Annotated in this window: 23 protein-coding genes and 1 tRNA gene; 14 read left to right on the top strand and 10 right to left on the bottom strand. The window is 62.4% G+C overall.

What is annotated here, in order from left to right:
• Positions 1–218: 218 nt before the first annotated feature.
• Together AC5FRW_RS16025 and AC5FRW_RS16020 are read right to left on the bottom strand one after the other, a co-directional pair.
• Positions 219–2,618, bottom strand: coding sequence for an Ig-like domain-containing protein (locus tag AC5FRW_RS16025; protein ID WP_493569468.1), 2,400 nt, complete (start codon positions 2,616–2,618; stop codon positions 219–221).
• Positions 2,619–2,680: 62 nt separating this feature from the next.
• Positions 2,681–3,271: a DUF2150 family protein gene (locus AC5FRW_RS16020; RefSeq protein WP_493569467.1), complete on the bottom strand. Its 591-nt coding sequence runs from the start codon at positions 3,269–3,271 to the stop codon at positions 2,681–2,683.
• A gap of 119 nt (positions 3,272–3,390) precedes the next feature.
• Between AC5FRW_RS16020 and AC5FRW_RS16015 the strand changes: the two genes are divergently transcribed.
• Entirely contained in the window at positions 3,391–3,618 is a 228-nt protein-coding gene (locus AC5FRW_RS16015; RefSeq protein ID WP_493569466.1) for a DUF7860 family protein, read from the top strand.
• 18 nt (positions 3,619–3,636) lie between these two features.
• Here AC5FRW_RS16015 and AC5FRW_RS16010 read toward each other — a convergent pair whose 3' ends face one another.
• Complete coding sequence (locus AC5FRW_RS16010; protein ID WP_493569465.1) at positions 3,637–4,269, bottom strand: class I SAM-dependent methyltransferase; 633 nt, start codon at positions 4,267–4,269, stop codon at positions 3,637–3,639.
• An 83-nt stretch (positions 4,270–4,352) separates the two neighbouring features.
• Here AC5FRW_RS16010 and AC5FRW_RS16005 point away from each other — a divergent pair, with 83 nt between their 5' ends.
• The 8 genes from AC5FRW_RS16005 to AC5FRW_RS15970 all read left to right on the top strand — a co-directional run bounded on the left by AC5FRW_RS16005 (position 4,353) and on the right by AC5FRW_RS15970 (position 11,573).
• Positions 4,353–5,003 (top strand): adenylate kinase, encoded by a 651-nt coding sequence (locus tag AC5FRW_RS16005; RefSeq protein WP_493569464.1) that lies wholly within the window; start codon positions 4,353–4,355, stop codon positions 5,001–5,003.
• 39 nt (positions 5,004–5,042) lie between these two features.
• Positions 5,043–5,960, top strand: coding sequence for a DUF106 domain-containing protein (locus AC5FRW_RS16000; protein WP_493569463.1), 918 nt, complete (start codon positions 5,043–5,045; stop codon positions 5,958–5,960).
• Positions 5,961–6,030: 70 nt separating this feature from the next.
• Positions 6,031–6,609, top strand: coding sequence for a (d)CMP kinase (cmk, locus tag AC5FRW_RS15995; RefSeq protein WP_493569462.1), 579 nt, complete (start codon positions 6,031–6,033; stop codon positions 6,607–6,609).
• A 1-nt stretch (position 6,610) separates the two neighbouring features.
• The gene (locus AC5FRW_RS15990) at positions 6,611–7,510 is read left to right on the top strand and encodes an RNA-guided pseudouridylation complex pseudouridine synthase subunit Cbf5 (protein WP_493569461.1); all 900 of its coding nucleotides are present in this window, start codon (positions 6,611–6,613) and stop codon (positions 7,508–7,510) included.
• A 68-nt stretch (positions 7,511–7,578) separates the two neighbouring features.
• A tRNA-Pro gene (locus AC5FRW_RS15985) sits at positions 7,579–7,649 on the top strand.
• A 235-nt stretch (positions 7,650–7,884) separates the two neighbouring features.
• Positions 7,885–8,193 (top strand): hypothetical protein, encoded by a 309-nt coding sequence (locus AC5FRW_RS15980; protein WP_493569460.1) that lies wholly within the window; start codon positions 7,885–7,887, stop codon positions 8,191–8,193.
• A 425-nt stretch (positions 8,194–8,618) separates the two neighbouring features.
• Entirely contained in the window at positions 8,619–10,460 is a 1,842-nt protein-coding gene (locus AC5FRW_RS15975) for a DUF8148 domain-containing protein (RefSeq protein WP_493569459.1), read from the top strand.
• 12 nt (positions 10,461–10,472) lie between these two features.
• A complete protein-coding gene (locus tag AC5FRW_RS15970; RefSeq protein WP_493569458.1) occupies positions 10,473–11,573 on the top strand; it encodes a hypothetical protein in 1,101 nt (366 codons plus the stop codon).
• Positions 11,574–12,258: 685 nt separating this feature from the next.
• Here AC5FRW_RS15970 and AC5FRW_RS15965 read toward each other — a convergent pair.
• Positions 12,259–12,834 carry a transcription elongation protein SprT gene (locus tag AC5FRW_RS15965; protein ID WP_493569457.1) on the bottom strand — a complete coding sequence of 192 codons (576 nt, stop codon included), beginning with the start codon at positions 12,832–12,834 and terminating at the stop codon, positions 12,259–12,261.
• Positions 12,835–12,894: 60 nt separating this feature from the next.
• Entirely contained in the window at positions 12,895–13,662 is a 768-nt protein-coding gene (locus AC5FRW_RS15960; protein ID WP_493569456.1) for a Nif3-like dinuclear metal center hexameric protein, read from the bottom strand.
• Between the two features lie 106 nt (positions 13,663–13,768).
• Between AC5FRW_RS15960 and AC5FRW_RS15955 the strand changes: the two genes are divergently transcribed.
• The 3 genes from AC5FRW_RS15955 to AC5FRW_RS15945 all read left to right on the top strand — a co-directional run bounded on the left by AC5FRW_RS15955 (position 13,769) and on the right by AC5FRW_RS15945 (position 16,143).
• On the top strand, positions 13,769–14,233 hold the full coding sequence (locus AC5FRW_RS15955; protein ID WP_493569455.1) for a GNAT family N-acetyltransferase: 465 nt from the start codon (positions 13,769–13,771) through the stop codon (positions 14,231–14,233).
• A 207-nt stretch (positions 14,234–14,440) separates the two neighbouring features.
• Positions 14,441–14,872: an IS200/IS605 family transposase gene (gene tnpA / locus AC5FRW_RS15950; protein WP_493569454.1), complete on the top strand. Its 432-nt coding sequence runs from the start codon at positions 14,441–14,443 to the stop codon at positions 14,870–14,872.
• Entirely contained in the window at positions 14,869–16,143 is a 1,275-nt protein-coding gene (locus AC5FRW_RS15945) for an RNA-guided endonuclease InsQ/TnpB family protein (RefSeq protein ID WP_493569453.1), read from the top strand. The genes tnpA and AC5FRW_RS15945 overlap by 4 nt, the downstream gene beginning before the upstream one ends.
• A gap of 46 nt (positions 16,144–16,189) precedes the next feature.
• Here the strand turns inward: AC5FRW_RS15945 and AC5FRW_RS15940 are convergent, their stop codons facing one another.
• The 3 genes from AC5FRW_RS15940 to AC5FRW_RS15930 form a co-directional block, all read right to left on the bottom strand.
• Entirely contained in the window at positions 16,190–17,149 is a 960-nt protein-coding gene (locus tag AC5FRW_RS15940; protein WP_493569452.1) for a DUF8528 domain-containing protein, read from the bottom strand.
• A gap of 168 nt (positions 17,150–17,317) precedes the next feature.
• Entirely contained in the window at positions 17,318–18,142 is an 825-nt protein-coding gene (locus AC5FRW_RS15935) for an arginase family protein (RefSeq protein ID WP_493569451.1), read from the bottom strand.
• Position 18,143: 1 nt separating this feature from the next.
• Positions 18,144–18,518, bottom strand: a complete 375-nt coding sequence (locus tag AC5FRW_RS15930; RefSeq protein WP_493569450.1) for a translation initiation factor IF-5A — start codon at positions 18,516–18,518, stop codon at positions 18,144–18,146.
• Between the two features lie 179 nt (positions 18,519–18,697).
• Here AC5FRW_RS15930 and AC5FRW_RS15925 point away from each other — a divergent pair, with 179 nt between their 5' ends.
• Complete coding sequence (locus AC5FRW_RS15925) at positions 18,698–19,267, top strand: DoxX family membrane protein (protein ID WP_493569449.1); 570 nt, start codon at positions 18,698–18,700, stop codon at positions 19,265–19,267.
• Between the two features lie 10 nt (positions 19,268–19,277).
• Here the strand turns inward: AC5FRW_RS15925 and AC5FRW_RS15920 are convergent, their stop codons facing one another.
• Both AC5FRW_RS15920 and AC5FRW_RS15915 read right to left on the bottom strand, forming a co-directional pair.
• Positions 19,278–20,984 (bottom strand): ABC1 kinase family protein, encoded by a 1,707-nt coding sequence (locus tag AC5FRW_RS15920; RefSeq protein WP_493569448.1) that lies wholly within the window; start codon positions 20,982–20,984, stop codon positions 19,278–19,280.
• Positions 20,985–21,002: 18 nt separating this feature from the next.
• Positions 21,003–21,359 (bottom strand): Hsp20/alpha crystallin family protein, encoded by a 357-nt coding sequence (locus AC5FRW_RS15915; protein ID WP_493569447.1) that lies wholly within the window; start codon positions 21,357–21,359, stop codon positions 21,003–21,005.
• A 121-nt stretch (positions 21,360–21,480) separates the two neighbouring features.
• On the opposite strand from AC5FRW_RS15915, the gene AC5FRW_RS15910 reads away from it, so the two are divergent.
• Complete coding sequence (locus AC5FRW_RS15910) at positions 21,481–22,299, top strand: undecaprenyl-diphosphate phosphatase (protein ID WP_493569446.1); 819 nt, start codon at positions 21,481–21,483, stop codon at positions 22,297–22,299.
• Positions 22,300–22,320 lie beyond the last annotated feature (21 nt).

The raw sequence follows: 22,320 nt of genomic DNA, 5'->3' as shown, positions 1-22,320 counted from the left end.
GTAGCGTACGACTTCAGAGCTGGAGGCGGCCAATAGTCGGCGTGATTGCAAAATCGATTGCGGTGACTCGGACCCGAGCTGCCAGTCCTCCCCCGGAACTGTCGATATGACTGGTGCCGTGAGACGGGAGTCAGTGCAGTAGTACGGGTACTGCTGACAGTCAGTGACATCCCGATCCAAATTCCGGTCGGGAATTCGGGGAGACACCGATCGGCCGGTCAGCCGCTACCCGGGACGACGGTCTGGTCGCTCCCCGTGTTAGGGGTCGATGCGGAGTCGTAGACGGTCACCGTGATGGTATACGAGCTATCGCGCTCGTTGGTCTGTGCGATCAGTTGCTCGGTCGAGGTGTCGCTGGATCCGCTCACACCGTTGTCCGTCGCCGTGTCGACAACCGTGCCCGACGAATCGGCAAGTTCGTACTCGACGCGGTCGAGGTCGCCGTCCGCGTCTGAGACATCGACGGTGACATCGTACCGGTCGCTCGGCGGCGAGAACCCGGCGCTGTAGGTCGCGCTTGTTATGCTCGCCGACGGCGCGGAACTACCGCCTCCGCCACCCCCACCGGTTGGCGTGATGGTAAACGTCTTCGTCTCGGTTCCGCCGCTCGCTGGCTGGTAGGTAACCGTGATCTCCACGTCCTCGCCGCTCATGTCGACCGACGAGATACCGTCAGTGAACTCGTAGAGGTAGAACGTCGCCGTTGCGCCGTCCGAGAGTTGTGCGTTCCCGTCGTTGCTTTGCCCGTCGATGTCCAGGTCGACAGTTCGCGGAATACCGGTTCCGCCGCCGTAATCGACGTGGGCATCGGCCAGGTCCGCAGCGACGTACACTTCGCTCGTCACGGGTTCGTCGTTCGGGAACCCGCCGTCGCTGAGTGTCGTGATAGCGCTGTTTGCGGGCGCTATCCTGACGTCGGTGATCGTGACGCTCTCGCCGAAACGGTTCGTGACGGAGAAGTTCACCCCGCCAGCGACGCTGTCCGTGTCCTCGCCGTCGTAGGTCACGGCGTCGTCGTTGTACATCAGGTCGGACGCGTAGTTCGACACCAGGAGTTCGATTGCATCGCCACTCCCGGCCCCTGACGCGAACACAGTGACGCCTCCGTTACGAGTCAGCGTGAACGTCGTGCTGTTCTCGCCGGCCGCGTCCGTCTCACCCTCACCCGGGTCGACCGACCCAGCGCCCGAATCGTTGAGCGAGTAATCGATGATGGTTCCCACCGAAGTCGGATTGGTCGCCGCCGTCAGGTCGACAGTGGCCACCTTGCTCGCATCGACGGTACAGATGCCATTGGCGCCGTCCGGACAGGTGACGCCTGTCTGTGAGGGATCGAGCCACGAAACTGCGTACGGACCACCACTGCCGCCACTACTGAGGCCACTGTTGTCGCTGTTCTGGACGCTGACAGTGAGCGTCACGTTCTCCGCGGTGGTCGAATCGAACTGTGCGTCGCCGATCTCGGCGCTCGTGCCAGTCAGACTCGCGTTGATACGAAACGTCTCACTTGTCGTCCCAGAGATATCGGCCGCTTCGTATCTGAACGTGACCTGACCGCTATCGTCAGTCGTCCGCTCCGTCGCTGCGAGTGTCCCGTTCCCCGTCGCTGGCTCGATACTTGCGTTGACCGTCACGCCAGAGACGGGATTGTTGAGTCGGTCTCGGACCGAGACCACGAGCTCCTGGGTCGTTTCCTCAGGAATCGTCGATTCGTTGCCCCCCACGTCGGTCAGATAGGCGCTTCCCTCTTCGGCGACGTTCGTTCCGACGCCGACCTTCGTCATCTGGAGTCGGTAGTTCACGTCGGATTCCAGTTCGATCCAGAGCTGATCGAACTGCGACCCGTCGATCGACCGGACGCCGTAGTCGACGACGTGGCCGCTGGGGTAGAGCTGATCTTCCAGCAGCATTCCCCATCGGCTCTCGGGCAACCGCGTCGCCACGGTCACCGTCACGTTCTCCGTCGACGAGGTGTTCGACACCGAAACCGTCGTCGACGACGTACTCACCGGCTGGAGGTCGAGACTGGTCGATCCGGTCTGTGTCCGACTCACCGAGCCGTTGATCGCGACGAGACTGATGCGCTCGTCGTCGATCAGCGTCTGACCCGACGCCGTCAGGTTCGATTCCCGGAACTGATTGTACAGCACGGAGTTCTCGTACACCGTCAGCGGGGCCGAACCGTAGACGTTGTAGTTGGGCTGGTAGGCGACGGTCCCGGTGTTGTACGCCCGTTCGCTCCCGTTCCAGAAGTCGCCGGTCTCACCGGTCGCGGTGGCGTTCGCGACCGAGAAGTTGACCGCCATGCGGTCGGTGGCGACAGTTCTGATCGTTCCCGACGGGGGCCCGGGATTGACGGCCACGAGACGGCCGGGATACCGCGTTCCGAGCGTCAGGGTCACCGACCGGGTCGAGACCTCGCCGTGGACCGAAACCAGTTCGTTGCGCAGGTCCTGCATCTGGTCGCGGACCTCCTGATTGTGATTGAACTCCACGGCGCTGTTCTGATTCGGGACGACGAACGCCTGATAGCTCGAAAACGCGACGACGAGGACGGCAAACAGCAACACCGCTCCGATCTGCACCGACTGGGCGCGCTCGTCGTCCCGGAGTCGCATTGATTGTCCTTGCCAGTACCCAGTGAAAAAGCTATCCGCAAGAATGAGCCAAACGATAACGACTACTCGGCGTCGTCCTCGTCTTCCTCGACGACCTCGGGGTCGCTCATCGCCGTCTGGAGACTGTCGAGTCCGTTGACCCACTCCGATACCAGTCCGTACTCCAGATCGGCCGCCGTATCGACGTCGAGTTCCTCGCCGTCGATGATTAGCGTTCCTGCCTGCACGCAGTAGCCCAGTGCCGCATCGAGGTCTTCCTCGGCCTCGGCCTCGGCCGCCGCCTCGATGTAGTCGACGACGGCCCCTTCCGCTGCCGGCCCTTCGGCGACGTACTCCTCTGCCGCGTAGAAGACACAGACCAGCGAGGTCTGGACGCCGTCGATCAGCATCAGTTTCTCCTCGTCGTCGAGGTCGACCTCCGCGAGGACGATCTCGCGGATGTCCGCGAGTTCCTCGAGCGCGGGCTCGCGATCGAGCAGCTCGTCATCGTAATCGGTGATGATCTTCGCGACAGCGATCGCTGCATCGTCCTGCAGATTCAACAGCAGGCGCGCGGAATCTTCGTTCTCGGGGTCGATCTCCTCCTCGTCGAGGCGGTCGATCCAGTTTTGCCACCGTTCGTCAGTGTAGTACTCCCCCGGTGGAGTGCTCATATCCCTCCCTACACATGGCCGGGGATAGTACTTTCGACCACTGCCCTCGCGACTGACAGGGTCTCGCACACGCTCTGCGATCAGGTGCGTTTTTGTCGACGGACCGTCACCGACGGTGTATGGCATCTCATCGCGGCATCGACTACGCGACGTGGACGAAACGATCGTTCCTGTTTGGCGCGGGGTTGTTCGCGCTGGCTGCAGCCCTCGAACTCGTGGCACACGCATACTTCGGCCAGCTTCCGGGCTGGGAAGAGACGCTCCTGCTCGACGCGGAGATTCTCGGCGTTTTGATCGCACTGCTGTCGCCCTTCGTCTTCGGAATCGTCCTGCCACTGACGGAGTGAGGTCACGCCAGCCGTCGGTCACGCACGAGCAGTGAGAAAGACCCATCGCTCGGACGTGATCACGTCCGTCACAGCGAACCCGGCGTCGGTGAGGAGCACACACAGTTCGTCCGGTTCGTAGCGTTCGAAGTGTCTGTCGTCGTTCTCGTACGGTGAGTCGTTCGTGCTGTCCACGTTCGCACGTTTCATCGTCAGTCCCAGCAGCCCACCGTCGGTGAGCACACGCCGGAATCCCGCGAGAGTCGATGGGACATCCGCACGCGGGACGTGCAGCACGGAGGCGCAGGCCCAGAGTCCGTCGAACTGATCGTCGGCAAGCGGAAGCAATCGCATGTCAGCCCGCAAGAACGCCGACTCGGGCGCGCGCTCGCTGGCCGCAGCGAGGAAGTCGGGAGTGAGGTCCAGTCCGACGGCTTCGAACCCGCGCGCTGCGAACGTGGCCGTCTCCCAGCCCGGACCACAGCCCACGTCGAGGACCCGAGTCCCGGCTTCGCCATCCGCCGATTGCTGACGTTCCGGTTCATCGGCGTCGAGCGCGTCCAGAAAACGGGCGACGACATCGGCGACTTTCTCGCGGTCGCCGTGGCACTCGGCGTACCGGTCGGCCACCGACTCGTACGTCGTCACCGTCGAGCGGACTCGGTCGTCCATACGGGCGGGTCTCGCGCCTCCCACTTCTGGGTTGGGAGAACGCTTTGGACAATCATTTATTCGACCCCCCAGAATCGGCGGGTATGGCAGCACCACGAATCCTGATTCTGGGCCCGCCGGGTGCAGGGAAGGGCACACAGTCGAGTAACATCGCCGACGAGTTCGGCGTCGAACACGTCACGACCGGCGATGCGCTCCGGGGCAACAAGGAGATGGACATCTCCGACATGGACACCGAGTACGACACGCCAGGTGCGTACATGGACGCGGGCGACCTCGTCCCCGACAAGGTCGTCAACGCCATCGTCGACGAAGCGCTCTCACAGGCCGACGGGTTCGTGCTGGACGGCTACCCGCGTAACCTCGACCAGGCAGAAGAACTCGAAGACATGACCGACCTCGACGTGATCCTCTCGCTTTCGGTCGCACGGGAAGAACTCGTCGACCGGCTCACCGGCCGCCGGGTCTGTGACGAGTGTGGCGCGAACTACCACGTCGAGTTCAGCCCGCCCGAGGAATCGGGCGTCTGCGACGAGTGTGGCGGCGACCTGATCCAGCGCGACGACGACAACGAGGAGTCCGTGCGCAACCGTCTGGACGTGTTCGACGAGAACACCCAGCCAGTCATCGACCACTACGAAGACGACAATGCGTTCGTCACCATCGACGGCGAGCAGACGCCCGACGAGGTCTGGGCCGAGATCGAGGACGCCATCGAGGCGCGCGTCGAGTAAAACGTTCATAAGGCCTCGCGGCGCTACACTACAACAAGAATGGCACGCACAGCGCAGAAGGTAGAGTCACTCGCCAGCGAAGGCGAGGACATGACCGATGCACTCGCGACCGTCCTCGCCGTCGCCGAGGAGCAGGGGACTATCTCGTGGGCCGACGTGAGCGACGACCTCACGAGCGGCCAGTGGGGTCGTCTCATCGAGAAGGGGCTGCTCGTCGACGCCGACGGCGCGTTCGTCCTCGACGACCCCGACGGCGTCCGCGACGCGCTCGACGAGACCGATCCAGACGCCGTCGCCAGCGCCAGCACCGCCAGCGACGACGATGACGACGGCGCAGAGATCAACTGGACGAGCTACGACAAGGGAGCAGCCCTCGTCACGCTCGTCTTCTTCGTCGGCTACGCACAGCAGGACGTTCGAAACGTCGTCGGCTCGACCCTCGATATCGTCCTCGGCCCGCTCAACGACATCCTGCCGTTTTACATCGTCATCCTCGTGCTGGCGATCCTCACTGGCCTGTGGTCGACGCTCCTGCAGGACAATCTGATGGACTCGGAAGTGATGGGGCAAGCACAGGCGAAGATGCAGGACCTGCAAGAACGCCGCGAGGCCGCCAAGGAACGTGGCGACGACGAAGCACTCGAACGCATCCAGCAAGAGCAGATGGAGGCCATGGGCGACCAGCTCGGCATGTTCAAGGCCCAGTTCCGGCCGATGGTCTGGATCATGCTCCTGACCATCCCCGCCTTCCTCTGGATGTACTGGATGATCCGCGACGGCCACATCGAGGCCGCCGAGACCGTGATGGTCATGCCGCTTACGGGACCGGTCAGTGACTGGCAGGCCGGCGGCATCGGACCGATGCCGGCCTGGATCGTCTGGTACTTCCTGTGTTCGCTTGGCTTCAGCCAGCTCCTGCGGAAAGCGCTGAACGTCCAGACGTCCCCGACCGGATAGACCGGACGGACCGGTCTCTGGCCGGCCGGAAACAGACAACCTCTTTATTCACGCCCTCACCAGTTGAGACATGTTGATCACCGTCTCCGGCCCGGCCGGCAGCGGCAAGAGCACACTTGCCCAGAGCCTCGCCGACGCGCTCGGATACGACCACGTCAGCGGCGGCGACATCTTCCGCTCGCTGGCCGAAGAACGCGACGTATCGCTGGTCGAACTGAACCAGCTCGCAGAGACCGACGACCAGATCGACCGCGATCTCGACCGCCGCCTGCGTTCGACGGCGCGTGACGAGGACGACCTCGTCCTCGAATCACGGCTCGCCGGCTGGATGGCCGGCGACTACGCCGACCTCAAACTCTGGCTCGACGCGCCACTGGACGTGCGTGCCACCCGGATCGCCGACCGCGAGGACAAGGCCGTCGCCGAGGCACGCGAGGAGACGCAAGCCCGCGCCGAGAGCGAAGCGCTGCGTTATCGCGAGTACTACGGCATCGACATCGAGGACCGCTCGATCTACGATCTGGCGGTCAACACCGCCCGCTGGGACGAAGCCGGCGTCCTCGATCTGATCACCAGCGCCGTCGACGCCTACGACCCCGACGGCGACGAGGGGAAAGCCCCAACCGCCGGCGTCGCCTACGAGTTCTAAGATGCTGCGTGGCCCACCCGAGCAACGCGCACCGGCCGACCTGCTTCCCTTCGGCGTCGTCAACCTCGACAAACCGCCCGGCCCGTCGGCCCACCAGGTCGCGGGCTGGGTCCGCGACGCCGTCGACGATGCCTTCTCCCGGGCCGGCGTCGACCGCGAACTCGGCCGGGTCGCCCACGGCGGCACCCTCGACCCGAAGGTGACCGGCTGTCTCCCAATCCTGCTCGGTGACGCCGCCCGCGCTGCTCGGGTCTTCGACGATGCCGTCAAGGAGTACGTCACCATCCTCGAACTCCACGACCACGCACCACCGGACTTCGAGACCGTCGTCGCGGCGTTCGAAGGCGATATCTACCAGAAACCGCCGCGCAAGAGCGCCGTCGCCCGCCGCCTGCGCGCCCGCACGATCCACGACCTCGACGTACTGGAGCGACAGGACCGGCGCGCACTCCTGCGCGTGCGCTGTGACTCTGGTACCTACATCCGCAAACTCTGTCACGACATCGGCCTCGCGCTTGGGACGGGCGCACACATGGGCGAACTGCGCCGGACGATGACCGGCGACTTCGACGACGGCGATCTCGTGACGATGGAGGACCTCGTCGACGCACTCGCCGCGTGGGCCGACCACGATGACGACGCCCCGCTCCGGGCGGTCGTCGACCCCGCCGAGCGCGCCCTCGGTGGCTACCCGACCGTGACGATCGCACCCAGCGCCGCCCAAGAAGTCGCCACCGGCGCGCCCGTCTACGCCCCCGGCGTGATCGAGACCGACACCGAACAAGGTGGCGACGTGTGCTGTATCACGCCCGACGGCGCTGCGGTGTGTCTGGGCCGGCTGGTGGGCGATCCCGACGCCGACAGCGGGGTCGTCGTAGAACTGGAACGCGTGCTGGTCTGAGGATCACAACGTCACTCCCGACTCCGAAGCGTAGCCCTTAATTAGGGGACCCTCCTCTCCCTGAATGCGGGACCGTGGGGTAGCGGTATCCTCTGCCGATGGGGTCGGTAGGACCTGAGTTCGAATCTCGGCGGTCCCACTTTCCGTTTTCACAGATGCCCATCGTAGTAGTCTGAGCTGTGCGAGCGTCCAAGTTCCTGAAACAGTACGTCTGGAACTAAGTCGCTCTTTAAATAGCAGACAGACCCCTACGGAGGCTGTCAAGAAGCTCCGTTTCATCGTCGAAATTCTCCGTCGCCAGCGGTGGCCGTATCCACCCTGCGCGTTCGTTCCGGCGAGCCAGCTCGTCGACGACCTCGACCGAGGTGGTGCCGATGAGTGACGCTGAGCGGTCCGCTGAAGCCGACGAGACGGTAGAGGAACGGGACGGCCCGAAGCCGGCGTCACGACGCGGTGCGACGGCCGAGAACCTTCCCGAGGAACACAGGCCGAACGTCCCCCACGCAGAGGACGATGAGCGCACCGACTGGAGCAAGTACACAGCCTACTGCTGCGTCATCTGCCGGGACAACTGCATCAACAGGATCGAGTCGGTGTACGCTCGGGCCAGAGAGTGTCGGCACTGCTTCGTCGTGCCGACGCTCGACCGGCATAGCGTCGACGATCTCGACGAGCGGCGGTGACTCCGCTGTCCGACGATGCACGGGAGGACGGACAGCGAACGAACCGCCAGCGATAGCCGCCCCACCCACCGGCCCAGCCAGTCGAGTGGCGACGGCCCGACCCCGGACCAGGGCGTACAGGGAGAGTCGGCCCCCTTCACGGGGGTCGACTCGACCCACCAGCTACAGGTCCGTGCCAGCCGCCACCGACCACCGAAAGCGAGGGCGCGGGAGAGCTGGTCCGCCCGGCAGCGCAGCGAAGCGAGCAGCCCGGACCGGGCCACGAGCGCCAATCGTGGCCCGCACCTGCTCGACCAGCCGGCAGCGACCCCTCGCGGGTCGACCCGGAAGCCCGAGCGTCTACCCCGACCCCGCAGGGGGAGGGGGATCGTTATCGCGTTCGTCTGTCCGACCAACGCTGTTTCTACTGCCACGGGGTCGAACAGATGAAAAGCCGGGTCGAGCCTCCGGGCCATCTCGGCGGTCTCGACCTCGCGGACAGATGTAACACTCCCGCACTGGCAGACCTCCTCGAAGAGCGCGATCTCCTCGGCCACGGCCAGCTGCTCGACGGGACGCTGACCCAACGCGACGAAGACCGCGTACGCATTGCGAAGTTCATAGCCGCCAAGCCAGAGGGTACGCCGTTGTCTCACGTCGTTTCGTATGCGGTGAAAGGAGTGTCGCCAGAGGCGTGCGAGCGCGTCGACGGCTCCGATCCCGACTACCAGTTCGCGTATCGGTTCGTCGACGACCTCGTAGCCCCTGATGACCCGTACGTGCGCAAAACCGAGTCGTCAGGCGTTCTGATGGTGACACCCACCCTGCGGCTTCTTGACTTGATTACAGAAGGCATTACTCAAACAGCACAGACAGAGGGCCTGACGTACGACCGCGAATTTCTGCGTAACTACCTCTCTCGCGTCGATTCTGTAGACGATGACCTGCGGGAGTTGCTGAAGGACGGTTTTACATCCTACCTCAACAGGATCAAAGACTACCGCCTGCTGTTCGACGTTCACTTCGTGGGTCGTACCGGCGGCGAGACAAACCGGCGGATGACGAAGGACTACAAGACCCGCTTCAACGACCAGGGCCGCGTCTCGAAGCAGTTCGCGCGTTTCAACGATGCACTGGAATATGGATACGAGACCGCCGACAACGCCGTGCTGGTGACGCTGACGACTGACCCGAAGCGCCAAGCGTCCCTGCTCGACGGGATCGACACGATCAACGAGAACTTCAATCGGTTGCTGTCGTATTTCGACTCCGACCCGTCGACGAAAGACGACACCCGCGACCCCGCTGTCCCCGGCTGGCGGCCCGACCTCGACGATGACGTGACCGGGCGACCGCGAGAGCGACCGGACTACATCAAGGCGTTGGAGTTCACCGAGAAGGGCTATCCTCATCTGCACGTGCTGTTTTTCGACGTACCAGAGCGAGTATCCGATGGCCTGCCGTGGCTGTGCGACAAGCCGGAGATCGCCGCGAAGTGGGCCGACTATGGACAGGGCGAGATCGTCGACGTGTACCCGCTGACGTACCGCGACGACCTCGACGACTTGGAACCGGAGTTCCAGAGCAACGAGGGCTTCGTCGACTGGTACCGCTTCGGCGACCACGATCACGGCGAAGACTGGGTACGTGAGCGTACCCGGTCGCACGAGTTGATCGAGTTCGGCGACGACGGCCACGAGATGGAATCGACGGCCGGCGCGTACCTCGGGAAGTACCTGAGCGCGACGTTCGGCTCGCTGCTCGACGCCACGGAGTCCTTCGAGGCGTCCGACGACGACCGGGAGTCGTACGCCGACAAAGCGGCGACGTGGAAACTCGCGCTGTACTGGGCGACGAACCGACGGTTCTGGTCCTGCTCGGAGTCGATCACGGAAGGGATCGACCCGAACGACCACACGCAGGACCCCGACGTACGTGAAGCCGTCCGCTGGTGTTCGCTCGATTCAGTACAGGCTGCGAGCGAGAGCCAGATCCGCGACGACCTCGCGCGTCGGCAGTGGGACGACCTCGACGATCTCGAAGCCGCCGTAGAACGGGCGATCTCGGACGTGGAACAGCCACAGGTGCGTTCGACGCTGCCTGAGGAAGCCACGTTCCGCTGTGTCGTCGACTACATCGGTGCGTATGCGTACTGGAACCTCCCCAGCGACGAGCTGGGCGACGGTCAGCAGGACCTCGAAGCCGTCGAGGACTGCACCGACGACAGTGACGACGTGCCGATAGTAGATCGAGAAAAGGATCCGCCGATTGTTGATGTATGGGGTTGATAATATCACTGTGTGTACGGCTTTGAATATGAACCAATCTACAGGAGTAGATTGATAGTTGACAATGAACAAAGCTGTACCATGTTTTGGTTTGAGGAGCGTATTTATCCAAAGAGCTGGCAAGAAGGTGACTCTTGGAGAGTAATCTGGATCCTCACTAGAGGTGTTGGTGCAGCATCACTAATATTGTCTTTTTATATATTTCAAAAATATATAATCGAGATTGCAATCCGATTTCGGCTGCTTGCAACTAGCATTTTTGCATCAACCCTTCTTAGTTTCATTCTTATCGCTGTATATCGTGACTTGAGTGCTATCCAAGATGAACAGTCCGAGATAATGAGGAAACAAGAGGATTTGATGCAGTTAGAGTACCAGCCGAAATTGTCGATTAGCGAGATACAACTGACTGACGATGACAGATTAGCTCTTACTCTTAAAAATGTAGGAAAAGATCTTGCCGAGGACATTCACATCGTGGTACATGGGAAGGTAAATATAGAAGATGATGTAGTTATGTTATCAGAATCAAACAAGATCAAGAAGGACGATGAAATAGTGAGTTTTCGTCCTCAACCACAACCACTGAGAACTCCAAAACCTAAAGATATTGGTAGAAATCCCATGGTAGAGGGAGAGATTCTTGAGGTAGATTCCAAGGCCACGTATATTTGTTCACCTCGTTTTATGCAGGCAGATGACCCAAAGGATGAGCAGACATCTTGGAGAGGTAATACAGTAGAAGATACTGTTCAAACCTTGGATGAGATAGGGGTAACACAGATTAGCTTACAGCTTTCGCTTGCTTATCGTGGTGTGACTGATGAAGTATTTGTTAGAATAATCGGAACATTAAATCTGAACTTAGACCAATCTGAAGAAATAGAGGAAATGATGGCTGAATTGAAGGACACACATTCCCCAGCAGGAATGTCGATCGGCTACGGTGGTCGACCTGACTCCGGTGAATGGACATTAAGAGAAGTATTCGATCGAGGTCACTTCACTGGTGGAAGTTTCGTTGCAAGTGTCTCTAAGAATGAAATCATAGAGGATCTAAAATCCCAAAATAGCTTTTTCAATTTCCCATCTGCTGATTCAGACGATAGCTGAGTTGTCTACCAGCAAGATGTTTATTTAAAGAGTAGGCGAAAACAGATACTATATCAAGTGTCCGTCAAACGAGTCCTCGATGTGCTGACGGCGACCGAGTTCTCGATGGGAGTGCGTAGTTAGTCGCTATCTTCTGAAACCCACCACACCCAGCTACGTCCGGCTTGCTTCCCGTTGATACGGCCTTCATTGCGAAGCTCCTTGAGACGCCGAATTGTAGCCTTCTCCTTGATCGGTAGCTGTTCTGCGACCTCGTACGTAGATAGAATATGCTCAGATGTATCGCGTAGAACCGTGACGATCTCGTTGTCAGTCACGTCGGGTTTCCGTCCAGCCATTACAACGTCAATGGCGTGTTTCGCCTATAAAACCCACCAGAGAAGCCGAAGGATGTTGCCCATTGTATCTTTGAAAACTATTAATAGAGTATAATACAACAATACGGTACGGAGGTCACCCGGACTGCTGCAACAGTTCGGAGAACGCGGACCCGGTGCTGCAACACCGGCCCGCGGTGGCTCCCGTGAGCAAGGCACGGAAGCATGATAGCAGACACGACCGCGAGGATTAAAGCCCTCGCTCGACCCCCCCGAAAGTCATCGACCAGTAGTATCAACTTCTCAACCACGGATTCAGGAAACCGGATAAGTAGTGGTATTTGTGGCGAGACCAGTGACACCCGTTTTCATTTCGTACCCGTTTCTTTCCTCAGTCCGGCCCCACAGCAGTCGGACCGATACTGCTCGTACTCGTGGACGAACGGACAGTCACGATACCGGCGCGCCACCACAGTTCCACACTCCACACACGAAAACGTCCACCGAGCGTCGGCGAACTGGCGGCAGTGGACCTCGGTATCGACCTCCCGAGCGCGTCGCTCGAAGGCCGCGCCGTGGTCGGTCGTGCCGGAGTGTTGGTACTGTTCGATGTGGATCAGTTCGTGGCGCAGCGTTGCGGTCCATTCCTCGCGAGTGAATTCACAGACAGCGTCCCACGTGAGCGACAGCGTGCAGGGGAGCGGGCGGCCGTCCGATCCGGGGACGGTGTCCCAGTCGAGTGGCTCGCCGACGGTAGCGTTGTCCAGCAGCGGGCGTTTGACCGCGGCGGCGCGCCGACGTGCGCGCGTCGACACCGCCCACTCGACGAGGTCTAAACGCACGTCCAGCAGCCACTCGCGACGGGCGTGCTTGCAGTAGGCCCGCGACCACTCGACGAGGTCGTCGTGGTCGGCGATGGCATCGAAAGTCACCGGCGCGTCCATCGAGGCACACTGGACGCGGGAGTGGCTTGAAGCGTGTGGTTACTCGCCTTAGAACGGTGGCTACAGCCCGGTCGGGTGGTCGACGTACGTCGTCGCCAGTCCCCACTCTTCGAGCAGGTCAGCCAGCGCCCGGACGCCGAAGGTTTCGGTCGCGTAGTGGCCCGCCAGTACGACCGTCAGTCCGGCCTCGCGGGCCTCGTGGTAGGCTTTCTGTTTCCCCTCACCCGTGACGAGCGCGTCGACGTCTTTCGTGACGGCTTCGTCGATCCAGTCGACGCCGCTGCCGGTGACGATGGCGATGTCCTCGATCCGGTCTGGGCCGAAGTCGAGCGTCTGCACGGGCTGGCCGGCAGTATCGAGTTCGTCGGCCAGCAATGTCTGCAGTTCGTCGGCGGTGTACCCGTCGGGGACACGGCCGCGCTGGCCGATGTACTCCGGCCCGACCTCGCCGAACGGGTTGCGGTCGTCGAGACCGAGCACGTCCGCAAGGCCCGCGGCGTTGCCCAGTTCTTGCTGGCCGTCCAGCGGGAGATGGGAGACGTACAGTGGAATCTCGTGTTCGACCAGCGGGGCCATCCGTCGGTAGTGCGTGCCGGTGAGGCGTTCCATCCCGCCCCAGACGATACCGTGGTGTGTCAGGAGCATGTCCGCACCGGCGTCGACAGCCGCCTCGACCGTCGCTTCGGCGGCGTCGACGGCGACCGCGACGTGCTCGATGTCGCCCATCTCGGGACCGACCTGAATCCCGTTCGGGCTGGCGTCTATGTCGGCGTAGGCCGCCGTGTCCAGTCGCTCGTCGAGGCGCTCGGTGAGAGTCTGTAAGTCCATACGCCCGCTTCGACGGCCCCCGCCGTATGCCTTCGGTCCAACGGGCGTGTGGCAGGATGTGACAAGCTGGGGCAAGAACGAAGGCCACCCCACGAATGAGACCGGTATGGAACTCGTCGAGGCGACCGAAGCCGACATCGAGACGCTCGCCGAGTACTGGTACCGACTGGCCGAGGAGATGGAACCGTACTCTGAGCTGAACGAGTTGGCCCACGACGGGCCTGCCGACGCCGAGTCCGGCTTCGAGTCCATCTTCGACGACGAATCGGCCACGCTCTTCCTGCTCGTCGCCGACGCCACCGAAGTGGGCTTTCTCCTTTTGCGCGACGGCGAACATCCCTCGCGAACCCACGACAGCTACGTCCGTCTCGTCGACCTGTACGTCGAGGAGGGCCACCGGAGCGAGGGGTACGGCAGCGAGGCCATCGACCGCGTGAAAGCCATCGCTCGCCAACGGGGAGCGGACTACGTGACGGTCTCGTGTGAGTGGCACAACGAGGATGCACGGCGGTTCTACGAGGACAACGATTTCGTCGAGAAGCAGGTGAGCTACGTCCAGCGCGTGGAGTAGCGAAACGGCTCGGTGGGTTTACGGAAAATTCGAGGCGAAAGCCTCGCCCTTCAGGGGCATGGCGAGAGCGAAGCTCTCGCTGCAACCGAAAAGCTCCGCTTTTCGAGGACGGGGATGAAGCCGACCAATAGTATTCAACCGCCGTCGATGGTCTAGATGGGGTTCCAACGCAATCTTTAACCCGTCCGACCGTGACAGTATGCATAGATGGTAAAGAGTACCCGTCACGCGAAATACGAACTCTACTACCACATAGTGTTCGTGCCGAAATCGGGCGGGACCAAAGGTCCCGCTGACCTCGCGGAACAGGGTTCCGCTCAGTATCGGCGTTCGCACCTGACGGGGAAGACGAAGGAACGTCTCGAAACCATCTTCGCGGAAATCTGTGAGGACAAAGGCCTCGAACTAGCCGAGTGCGAGGTCATGCCCGACCACGTACACCTGTTCATCGGGAGTCCACCCAAGAACGCCCCGTCACTCATCGTCAACTGGGTCAAGGGTATCTCCGCCCGCAAGTACAACCAACGCTACGACGACCGCGTGAAGTGGACTCGTTCGTACTACGTCGGTACGGCGGGTAGTGCCTCAAAGGGCGCTGTTGAACAGTACATCGCTGAACAGGAAGGTGGCGACGAATGAAGCGCGTCAACACCTTCGAGGTGGTTCCACAGATCGAGAACGACAAAGAGTGTCTTCTACGGCTACTCGACGCCTCTGCCTCCCTGTGGAACGAACTGACCTACGAACGTCGTCAGAACTACTTCGGTGACGGCGACGTATGGGACACCTCCGAGTACCGTGGACAGTACAACGGTGTCGTCGGAAGCGCGACTGTCCAACAGGTCACGCGCAAGAACAGCGAAGCGTGGCGGTCGTTCTTCGCCCTCAAGGAGAAAGGCGAGTACGCCAACCCACCGTCGTACTGGGGCAACGAGGAAGACGGACGCGAACTCCGCACCTACATCCGATGCAACCAGTACACGATTGAGTGGGACAAACGTAGCCGTCTCGAAATCCCTGTCGGACAAGAACTGAAAGACGAATACGGACTCGGATACCACGAACGACTCCGCCTCGAAGTCCGAGGCAACCCGAAGTGGGATGGCAAACAGGGTCGTCTGGAACTGGAGTACGACGAGGTTAGCGACACGTTCAGGGCTTTTCAACCAGTCACCGTCCCTGATTCTCGACTGGATTCACCACTGGCTTCGGAAGAAGCCGCCCTCGACGTTGGCGCAAACAATCTCGTCGCCTGTTCCACGACTACTGGGAACCAGTACCTCTACGATGGACGCGAGTTGTTCGGACGGTTCCGCGAGACGACTGACGAAATCGCCCGCCTACAGTCAAAACTTCGAGAGGGACGCTACAGTTCCAAGCGGATTCGACGGCTGTACCGACAGCGGACGAAGCGCCGTGACCACGCACAGAACGCGCTGGTACGTGACCTCGTTGAACGGCTGTACGACGAGGGCGTGGCGACGGTGTACGTGGGCGACTTGACCGACGTGCTGGAAATGCACTGGTCGGTCAGGGTGAACGAGAAGACGCACAACTTCTGGGCGTTCAAGAAGTTCATCCACCGTCTCGCGTGTGTCTGTGAGGAGTACGGTATCTCTCTCGAAGCCGATTCGGAAGCGTGGACGAGTCAGACGTGCCCCGAGTGTGGCGACCACGAGGAGACGGTTCGCCACGAGGATACGCTGACCTGTCCATGTGGCTTCGAGGGGCACGCCGACCTCACGGCGTCAGAGACGTTCCTTCGGGAAAACAGCGATACGGAAGTCAGGCCGATGGCACGGCCCGTGCGATTCGAGTGGGACGACCACGACTGGTCGGGGAAACCACACCCTCACGAAAGTCCCAAAGAAGTGCGCACAAACCCGCAAGTTGCCTCCGTGGGTCGGTAGCCGAACCCCAACGGAGGAATCCTCGCGCTTTAGCGCGGGGAGGATGTCAATCGCCGGCGCTGACAAGCTGGCCGCCCTCTTCGTCCAGCAGACCGCGCTCGATGGCGGCGTCGATGATCGCGTCGAACTCCCGCTGGCTGATCTGATAGGCGTTGGTCGCGATGCCCTGAATCTCGGCGCGTTCGACCGGGAACTCTCTGTTCTGGAGGAGGCGCATCACTTTGTTGTACTCTAGTGCGGTGAGTGTCGGTCCGTCGTTCGCCTCGGTCTCGTCGGCTGTTGTGTCGTCCGCTTCGGTTTCGTCGGCCGTCGCCGCGGCCGTGTCGGTCCGGTCCGTGGCTGTGGGGTTCGCCTCGGTGCTGGCTGGGGGCTCAGTGTCGGCCGACTCGGTTCCGCTCGACTGTGGGGTCCGTGACGAATCCGTGCGTGATTCCGTCCGGTCGCCAGTGCCGACGCTGTCCTGTGGCCCCGACATGTCCTGTACGTCGGCGATCGACGTATCGTCCGTGGGGGCAGGAGTGGACGGCGTTCGGGCCTCGGTGTCTCGGTGCTGTGCTGTGTCGTGGCCCGACTCGTCCGTGGCAGCTTCGACTGTGCCCCCGTCGCTGTCGTCGGCCGACGGAGTGCCCGACCGAGCCGCGTTCGTCTCGGTTGCGGTCCCGTCGTCGCCTGCGTCCTCATCGTCGCCGTCGGCTCTGTCGTCGCCTGCGTTCGAGTCCGTCGCTGTGGCGGCCGTCTCAGTTGTGGCACCCGTCGTCCCGTCCGAGAGAAGGTCGCCTTTCGGATCGACGGCGGGCACGTCGTCGACGGTCGTGCCGGTCGTCGCGTCGGTCGCCTCGACCACGGTCTCGACGACGTGGGCGAGTTTCTGGCGACAGGTCGGACACAGCGAGACCGCGCGCTGCTGGTCGCTCGTCGGTTCCAGTTGCGGTGGGATCACTTGATAGGGGTCGATCTGTGTGTCGAGGGCCGATCCACAGAAGTAGCAGGAAGACAACTGTTCCATGCAGATGCCTGTGATGGCCGCACGCTTAAACACAGTGGCCCGATCTGATATTCACACACCCATTCAGGGGTGACTACACTCTCCGTCTCAGACGGTTTATTGTAGTTGCTTACCGGTGATCGTCTACTCCGTGGCGACGATCACGGTAAATCGCTCCAATAATCCGTATCACTCGTTTTCGGTGGCTGACCCGTCGTGGGTGGCGTGGGCGAACACGAACGACCGCAGCAGTTTCGCCCCCAGTACCGCGGCCTGCCCGTCGTCGCGGTCGTTGACCTCGACGATGTCGAAGCCGGCGCTGTGTGGTGCGACCGCCCGGACCACCCGGTGCATCTCCCGGGGCGTGAGACCGAACGGCTCTTTCGTTCCCGTGCCGGGTGCAAAGCCCGGGTCGGCGGCGTCGATGTCGACCGAGCAGTAGACGCGCTCGTTCTCGAAGTCCGGTTTCCAGTCGGCGACGGCGTCGGGTTCGACGACGGTCACGTCCGTCTCGGTCGCTCGCACCCACTCGGCTTCACAGCCGCTGCGCGCGCCGAGGACGACCGCACGGTCGGCCATATCGAGGGCATGACGTGTGACGGTCGCGTGGCTCAGTGGATTGCCGGCATAGTCCTCGCGCAGGTCCAGATGCGCGTCGAGACAGCAGAACACGTCGGGATCGATGGCGCGGACGCCGGCGATCGAGACGGTGTGTTCGCCGCCGATCAGCAGTGGCGTCACGCCGTCGTCGGCGTAGTCCCCGATCGTGCCTTCGAGAAAGGTCAGATAGGAGTCCACGTCGTCAGTCGGGCCGACGTTCCCGTGATCGGCCACGGATAGATCGGTGAAACGACGTTCCGTTCGGTGGTCGTAGTCTTCGAACGACTCGGCGTAGTGGCGAACGCGATCCGGCCCGAACCGCGTGCCCGGTTCGAACGTCGTCGAAGCGTCCAGTGGAGCGCCGACGACGACGTAGTCGGCCGCGTCGGGCGCAGAGACCGCGCCGGGAAACATCCTAGACGATCTTGCGCTGTTCCTCGTATTCGAGGTACTCGATCTCGTCGTCGGGGTTGAGGTCCTCGTCCTCGGGAATGCGCATCGTGAAAGTGTCGTACGTTTCGAGGTCCATGACCTGTGCGTCGTCGCCGGTGACCGAGACGACCTGACCCTGCTTTCGCTGGATGATCGGGACCCAGATCTTGGCGTCGACGGGCTGAGAGAGCGAGCGCTTCTTGCCGTCGAAGACACCCTTGCCGTCGATACGGGCCTTGGCACTGCCGTGCTTGCCCGGCTTGGCCGTGCTGTAGGACGTGATCTTACACGGCGTCTCTTCCATCATCACGTAGCTGCCTTCGTCGAGTTCGCGAACTTCGGTCTGCTGTCGTGGCATACGGCGGGATTATCCATGTGCGGGTATAAACGGTTTGGAATCGGCCGTCACCACGGTCGGACCGACGCCAGCGGATTTCCGATCGAATCCACGTGCGGACAGCCACACCCACAGTATGTGGGGTCTGAGCGTAGTTTTATGGCATCCCCCATTGTCATTATCGATGAGGCACGTTACCAATGTCCACGAGAGAGCTTCAGACCGAACTGTTCGGCAGAGAAACGAGTTTTACCTATTCGGAAAACTGGGTCGGGTACGCGCTGGTGTCGCTGCGTGTCGTGATGGGCTGGACGCTGTTTCAGGGCGGTGTGACGAAACTCATCACCTACCTCGATGGCGACCCGGCGAACAACTGGACCGCCGCGGGGTTCCTCAACCACGCGATCCCCGAAGGTAATCCCCTGATGGGCCTGTGGGGGTCGTTCGCCGGGAGTCCCGTGATCGACAGCCTCGTCATGTGGGGTCTGACACTGACCGGTCTCGGACTCATCCTCGGCGCGCTGGTCCGCTGGAACGCCTTCTGGGGAGCAGTGATGATGCTGTTTTTCTGGCTGGCGAGTCTCACCGGCGGACTCTTGCAGGGACTCCCGGTCGCCCACGGCTGGGTGGTCGACGACCACCTCGTCTACGCCCTGCTCCTGTTCGGCCTGGGTGCCGTCGGTGCCGGTCGCATCCTCGGACTCGACGCGATCATCGAAGAAACGGACATCGTACAGAACAATCGCTGGCTGAAACTCCTTCTCGGGTAGTTCGAGTCGGCTACCCGTCTTCGTCGGTTCCATACGCGCTCGCGTAGCCAGCGTCGCTGCTCGAAGCATCGTTTTGGCGCATGCTCTGGCGGGTGAACTGTGGTTTCGCGCGAATCCCCTTCGACCGGCGAAAGGAGAAGTACGTCAGGCCGGCCACGGCGAGCGTGCCGACGCCCGCGACGGCCGTCGCGACCAGCGTCGACTGGGCGTACAGCAACGCCGTCGAGATGGTCCCGCTGGCGAGGATCATCCCGAGGATCAGCCGGCGTGTCATCCGTTCGAGAACACCGCCCGAATCCTCGATGTCCGCCCGGACGTGGAAGTCCTCGCGTTCGATCCGGTCGAGCGCCGACTCCAGTTTCGGCGGGACTCGAACCATCGACTCGGCGGCCTGCCTGACTTCGTTGCCACGGTCCTCGACGTACTGTTTCACCCCGGCGGTGATGTGGCCCTCCTGCCGGAGGTAGTCGGTCGCGACCGAGATGAAATCGAAGTCCGGGTCGAGCGTGACACAGACGCCTTCGACCACCGTCGCGACGCGCAAGACTAGGGCGAGATTCGCAGGCAGTCGCAGCGGAAACTCGTAGATAGTGTCCTCGACCTGCTGGACGATCTGCTGGACGCGGTACTGTTCGATGTCTTCACCACGGGCGTCGGCGATCGCCAGTTCCATCACGTCGCCCATCACCTGCCGGTCGGCCTCCGGGCTAAGCGTCCCCATCTCGATCAACGCGTCCAGGATCGCGTCGATGTCCTGTGCGGCGACGGCGGCGTAGAAGTCGACGATCCGGTCCTGGACGAACGGGTCGACCCGACCGGACATCCCGAAGTCGTAGAACACGAGCGTCCCGTCGGACTGCACGGCGAGGTTTCCGGGGTGGGGATCGGCGTGGAAGACGCCGTCGTCGATGATCATCTGGAGGTAACTGCGCTGGAGCGTCTCGGCCAGTTCCGTCCGGTCGATCGATAGCTCGTCGAGTTCCTCGATGTCGTTGATCTTCGTCCCCGGGACGTACTCCATCGTCAGGACGCGACTGGTCGAGTGGGTCTCGACGACGCCCGGAATCCTGATCGCGTCGTCGTCGGCGAAGTTGCCTCGAATCTCCGTGAGCATCTCGGCCTCGCGGCCGTAATCCATCTCCTCTCTGATCGTCTTGGAGAATTCGTCGGCGAGCGTCTCCAGAGAGAACGACCGGCTATCGGCGACGAAGTACATCAAGATCGGCAGCGTCCAGCGGATCGCCCGGAGGTCGGCCTCGACGAGGTCCTCGATGCCGGGCCGACGGATCTTCACGGCGACGGCGTCGCCGTCGACCTCGGCCCGATAGACCTGCCCGAGACTGGCCCCGCTGATCGCGTCTTCTTCGAACTCGGCGAACGCCTCGTCTATGGGTCCGAGTTCCGCTTCGAGGACGGTTCGGGCCTCGTCCCACGGTGCGGGCGGGACGCGGTCCTGTAACTGCGCGAACTCGTCGATGTACTCCGGCGGGAGGATGTCGGGCCGAGTCGATAACAGTTGCCCGAGTTTGATGAACGTTGGCCCGAGCGTCAACAGCGAGTCGAGCAAGCGCCGGGCGCGGTTGCGACGCTGCTGGGCCGTGACCTGTCGGGAGCGCCCGAACAGGAGGAATCGATTGCGGTCACGGGCGTAGGACAGCCCCAGGGGCAGGAAGTGACGAACGACGACGACGAACCGCCAGTAGGCGCGGAGATTCACCGGCCGGCCACCCCGTGATCAGGCATCCTCGACCGGGATCGTCGTCGCGCTCGTCGCACTGGCCTTTGGAAGCCGAAGTTCGAAGACCCCCTTTTCGATCGTCCCCTCGGCCCCCTGTCCCGTCGCATCCGGTGGCAGGGGCAGTTCGGCGTCGAGAAAGAGCGATCGGTCTTCGTCGACGTAGCGAAAGTCGTAGCCCACGTCTTTCTCACGCTGGGCCTCGATCACCAGCGTCCCGCCGTCGACACTGACATCGAGCGTGTCGGCGGTGACACCGGGTAGGTCAACGACCAGCAGATAGGCGTCGTCCGATTCGAGTACGTCGGCGAACACCGAGGCCGGTAGGTCCCCCAGAGCCTCACGAAGGGCTGACATACTCCTCGCTTAGGAACCGATGGCGAAAAAGCCCGCGGTCGCGGAAGCGAAGGCGGATGTCGCAGGCGCCACGGCCGGCGCGGATGAAACGAGTTATTGATTCGCGCAACAGGAGAGGAGTATGGTCGCGGACGCCATCGTCGCGGCGGTCGTCGGGGTCGTGCAGGGAGTCCTCGAATGGCTCCCCGTCTCCAGTGAAGGGACCGTCGCGGTCGTCGTCACCGCGCTGACCGGGGCGTCGCCGGCCGTCGCCACCCGACTGGCACTGTTCGTCCACGCCGGCACGGCACTGTCGGCGCTCGCGTACTACCGGGACGAGGTTACGACGGTCCTCACGTCGCTGCGCGGGTGGACGCCGGGGACGGCGTTCGAAGCAGACACTGCCGACCTCTCCTTTCTGGTACTGGCGACGCTGGCGACTGGCATCACCGGGCTGCCGGCCTTCTTGCTCCTCGATGCGCTCGTCTCGGACCTCACTGGGGGCGCGTTCATCGCGCTGATCGGGGGCCTGCTCGTCCTGACGGGGCTGCTCCAGCGCTTTGCCGCGTGGGTCTCACTGGCACAACGCGAGACACCGGACTGGCTCGACGCCGTCGTCGTCGGCGGACTACAGGGACTGGCGATCCTGCCGGGCGTCTCGCGGTCGGGAACGACCGTCAGCGCGCTCTTGCTTCGGGGTCACGAAGGCGAGACCTCGCTACGCCTGTCGTTCCTCCTCTCGATTCCGGCCGCCCTCGCGGCGAACGCGCTCGTCGTCGTCTCCGACGGCATCCCGGCCGTGTCGACGACCGGAGCCGTGGTCGCTCTGGCAGTCAGTGCCGTCGTCGGCTATCTCACCGTCGACGCGCTCGTCCGCCTCGTCCGGCGGGTCCCCTTCTGGGCGGTGTGTGTCGGCTTTGGCGGGCTGGCGCTGGTCGGTGGCGGTCTCTTGCTGGTCTGAGTCGACGCGCCGTGAAGAACT

The organism is Halomicrobium sp. HArcht3-1 (assembly GCF_058933345.1).
Note: the sequence above shows the minus strand (reverse complement) of the source record. Positions and strands in the feature narration are given on the sequence as shown.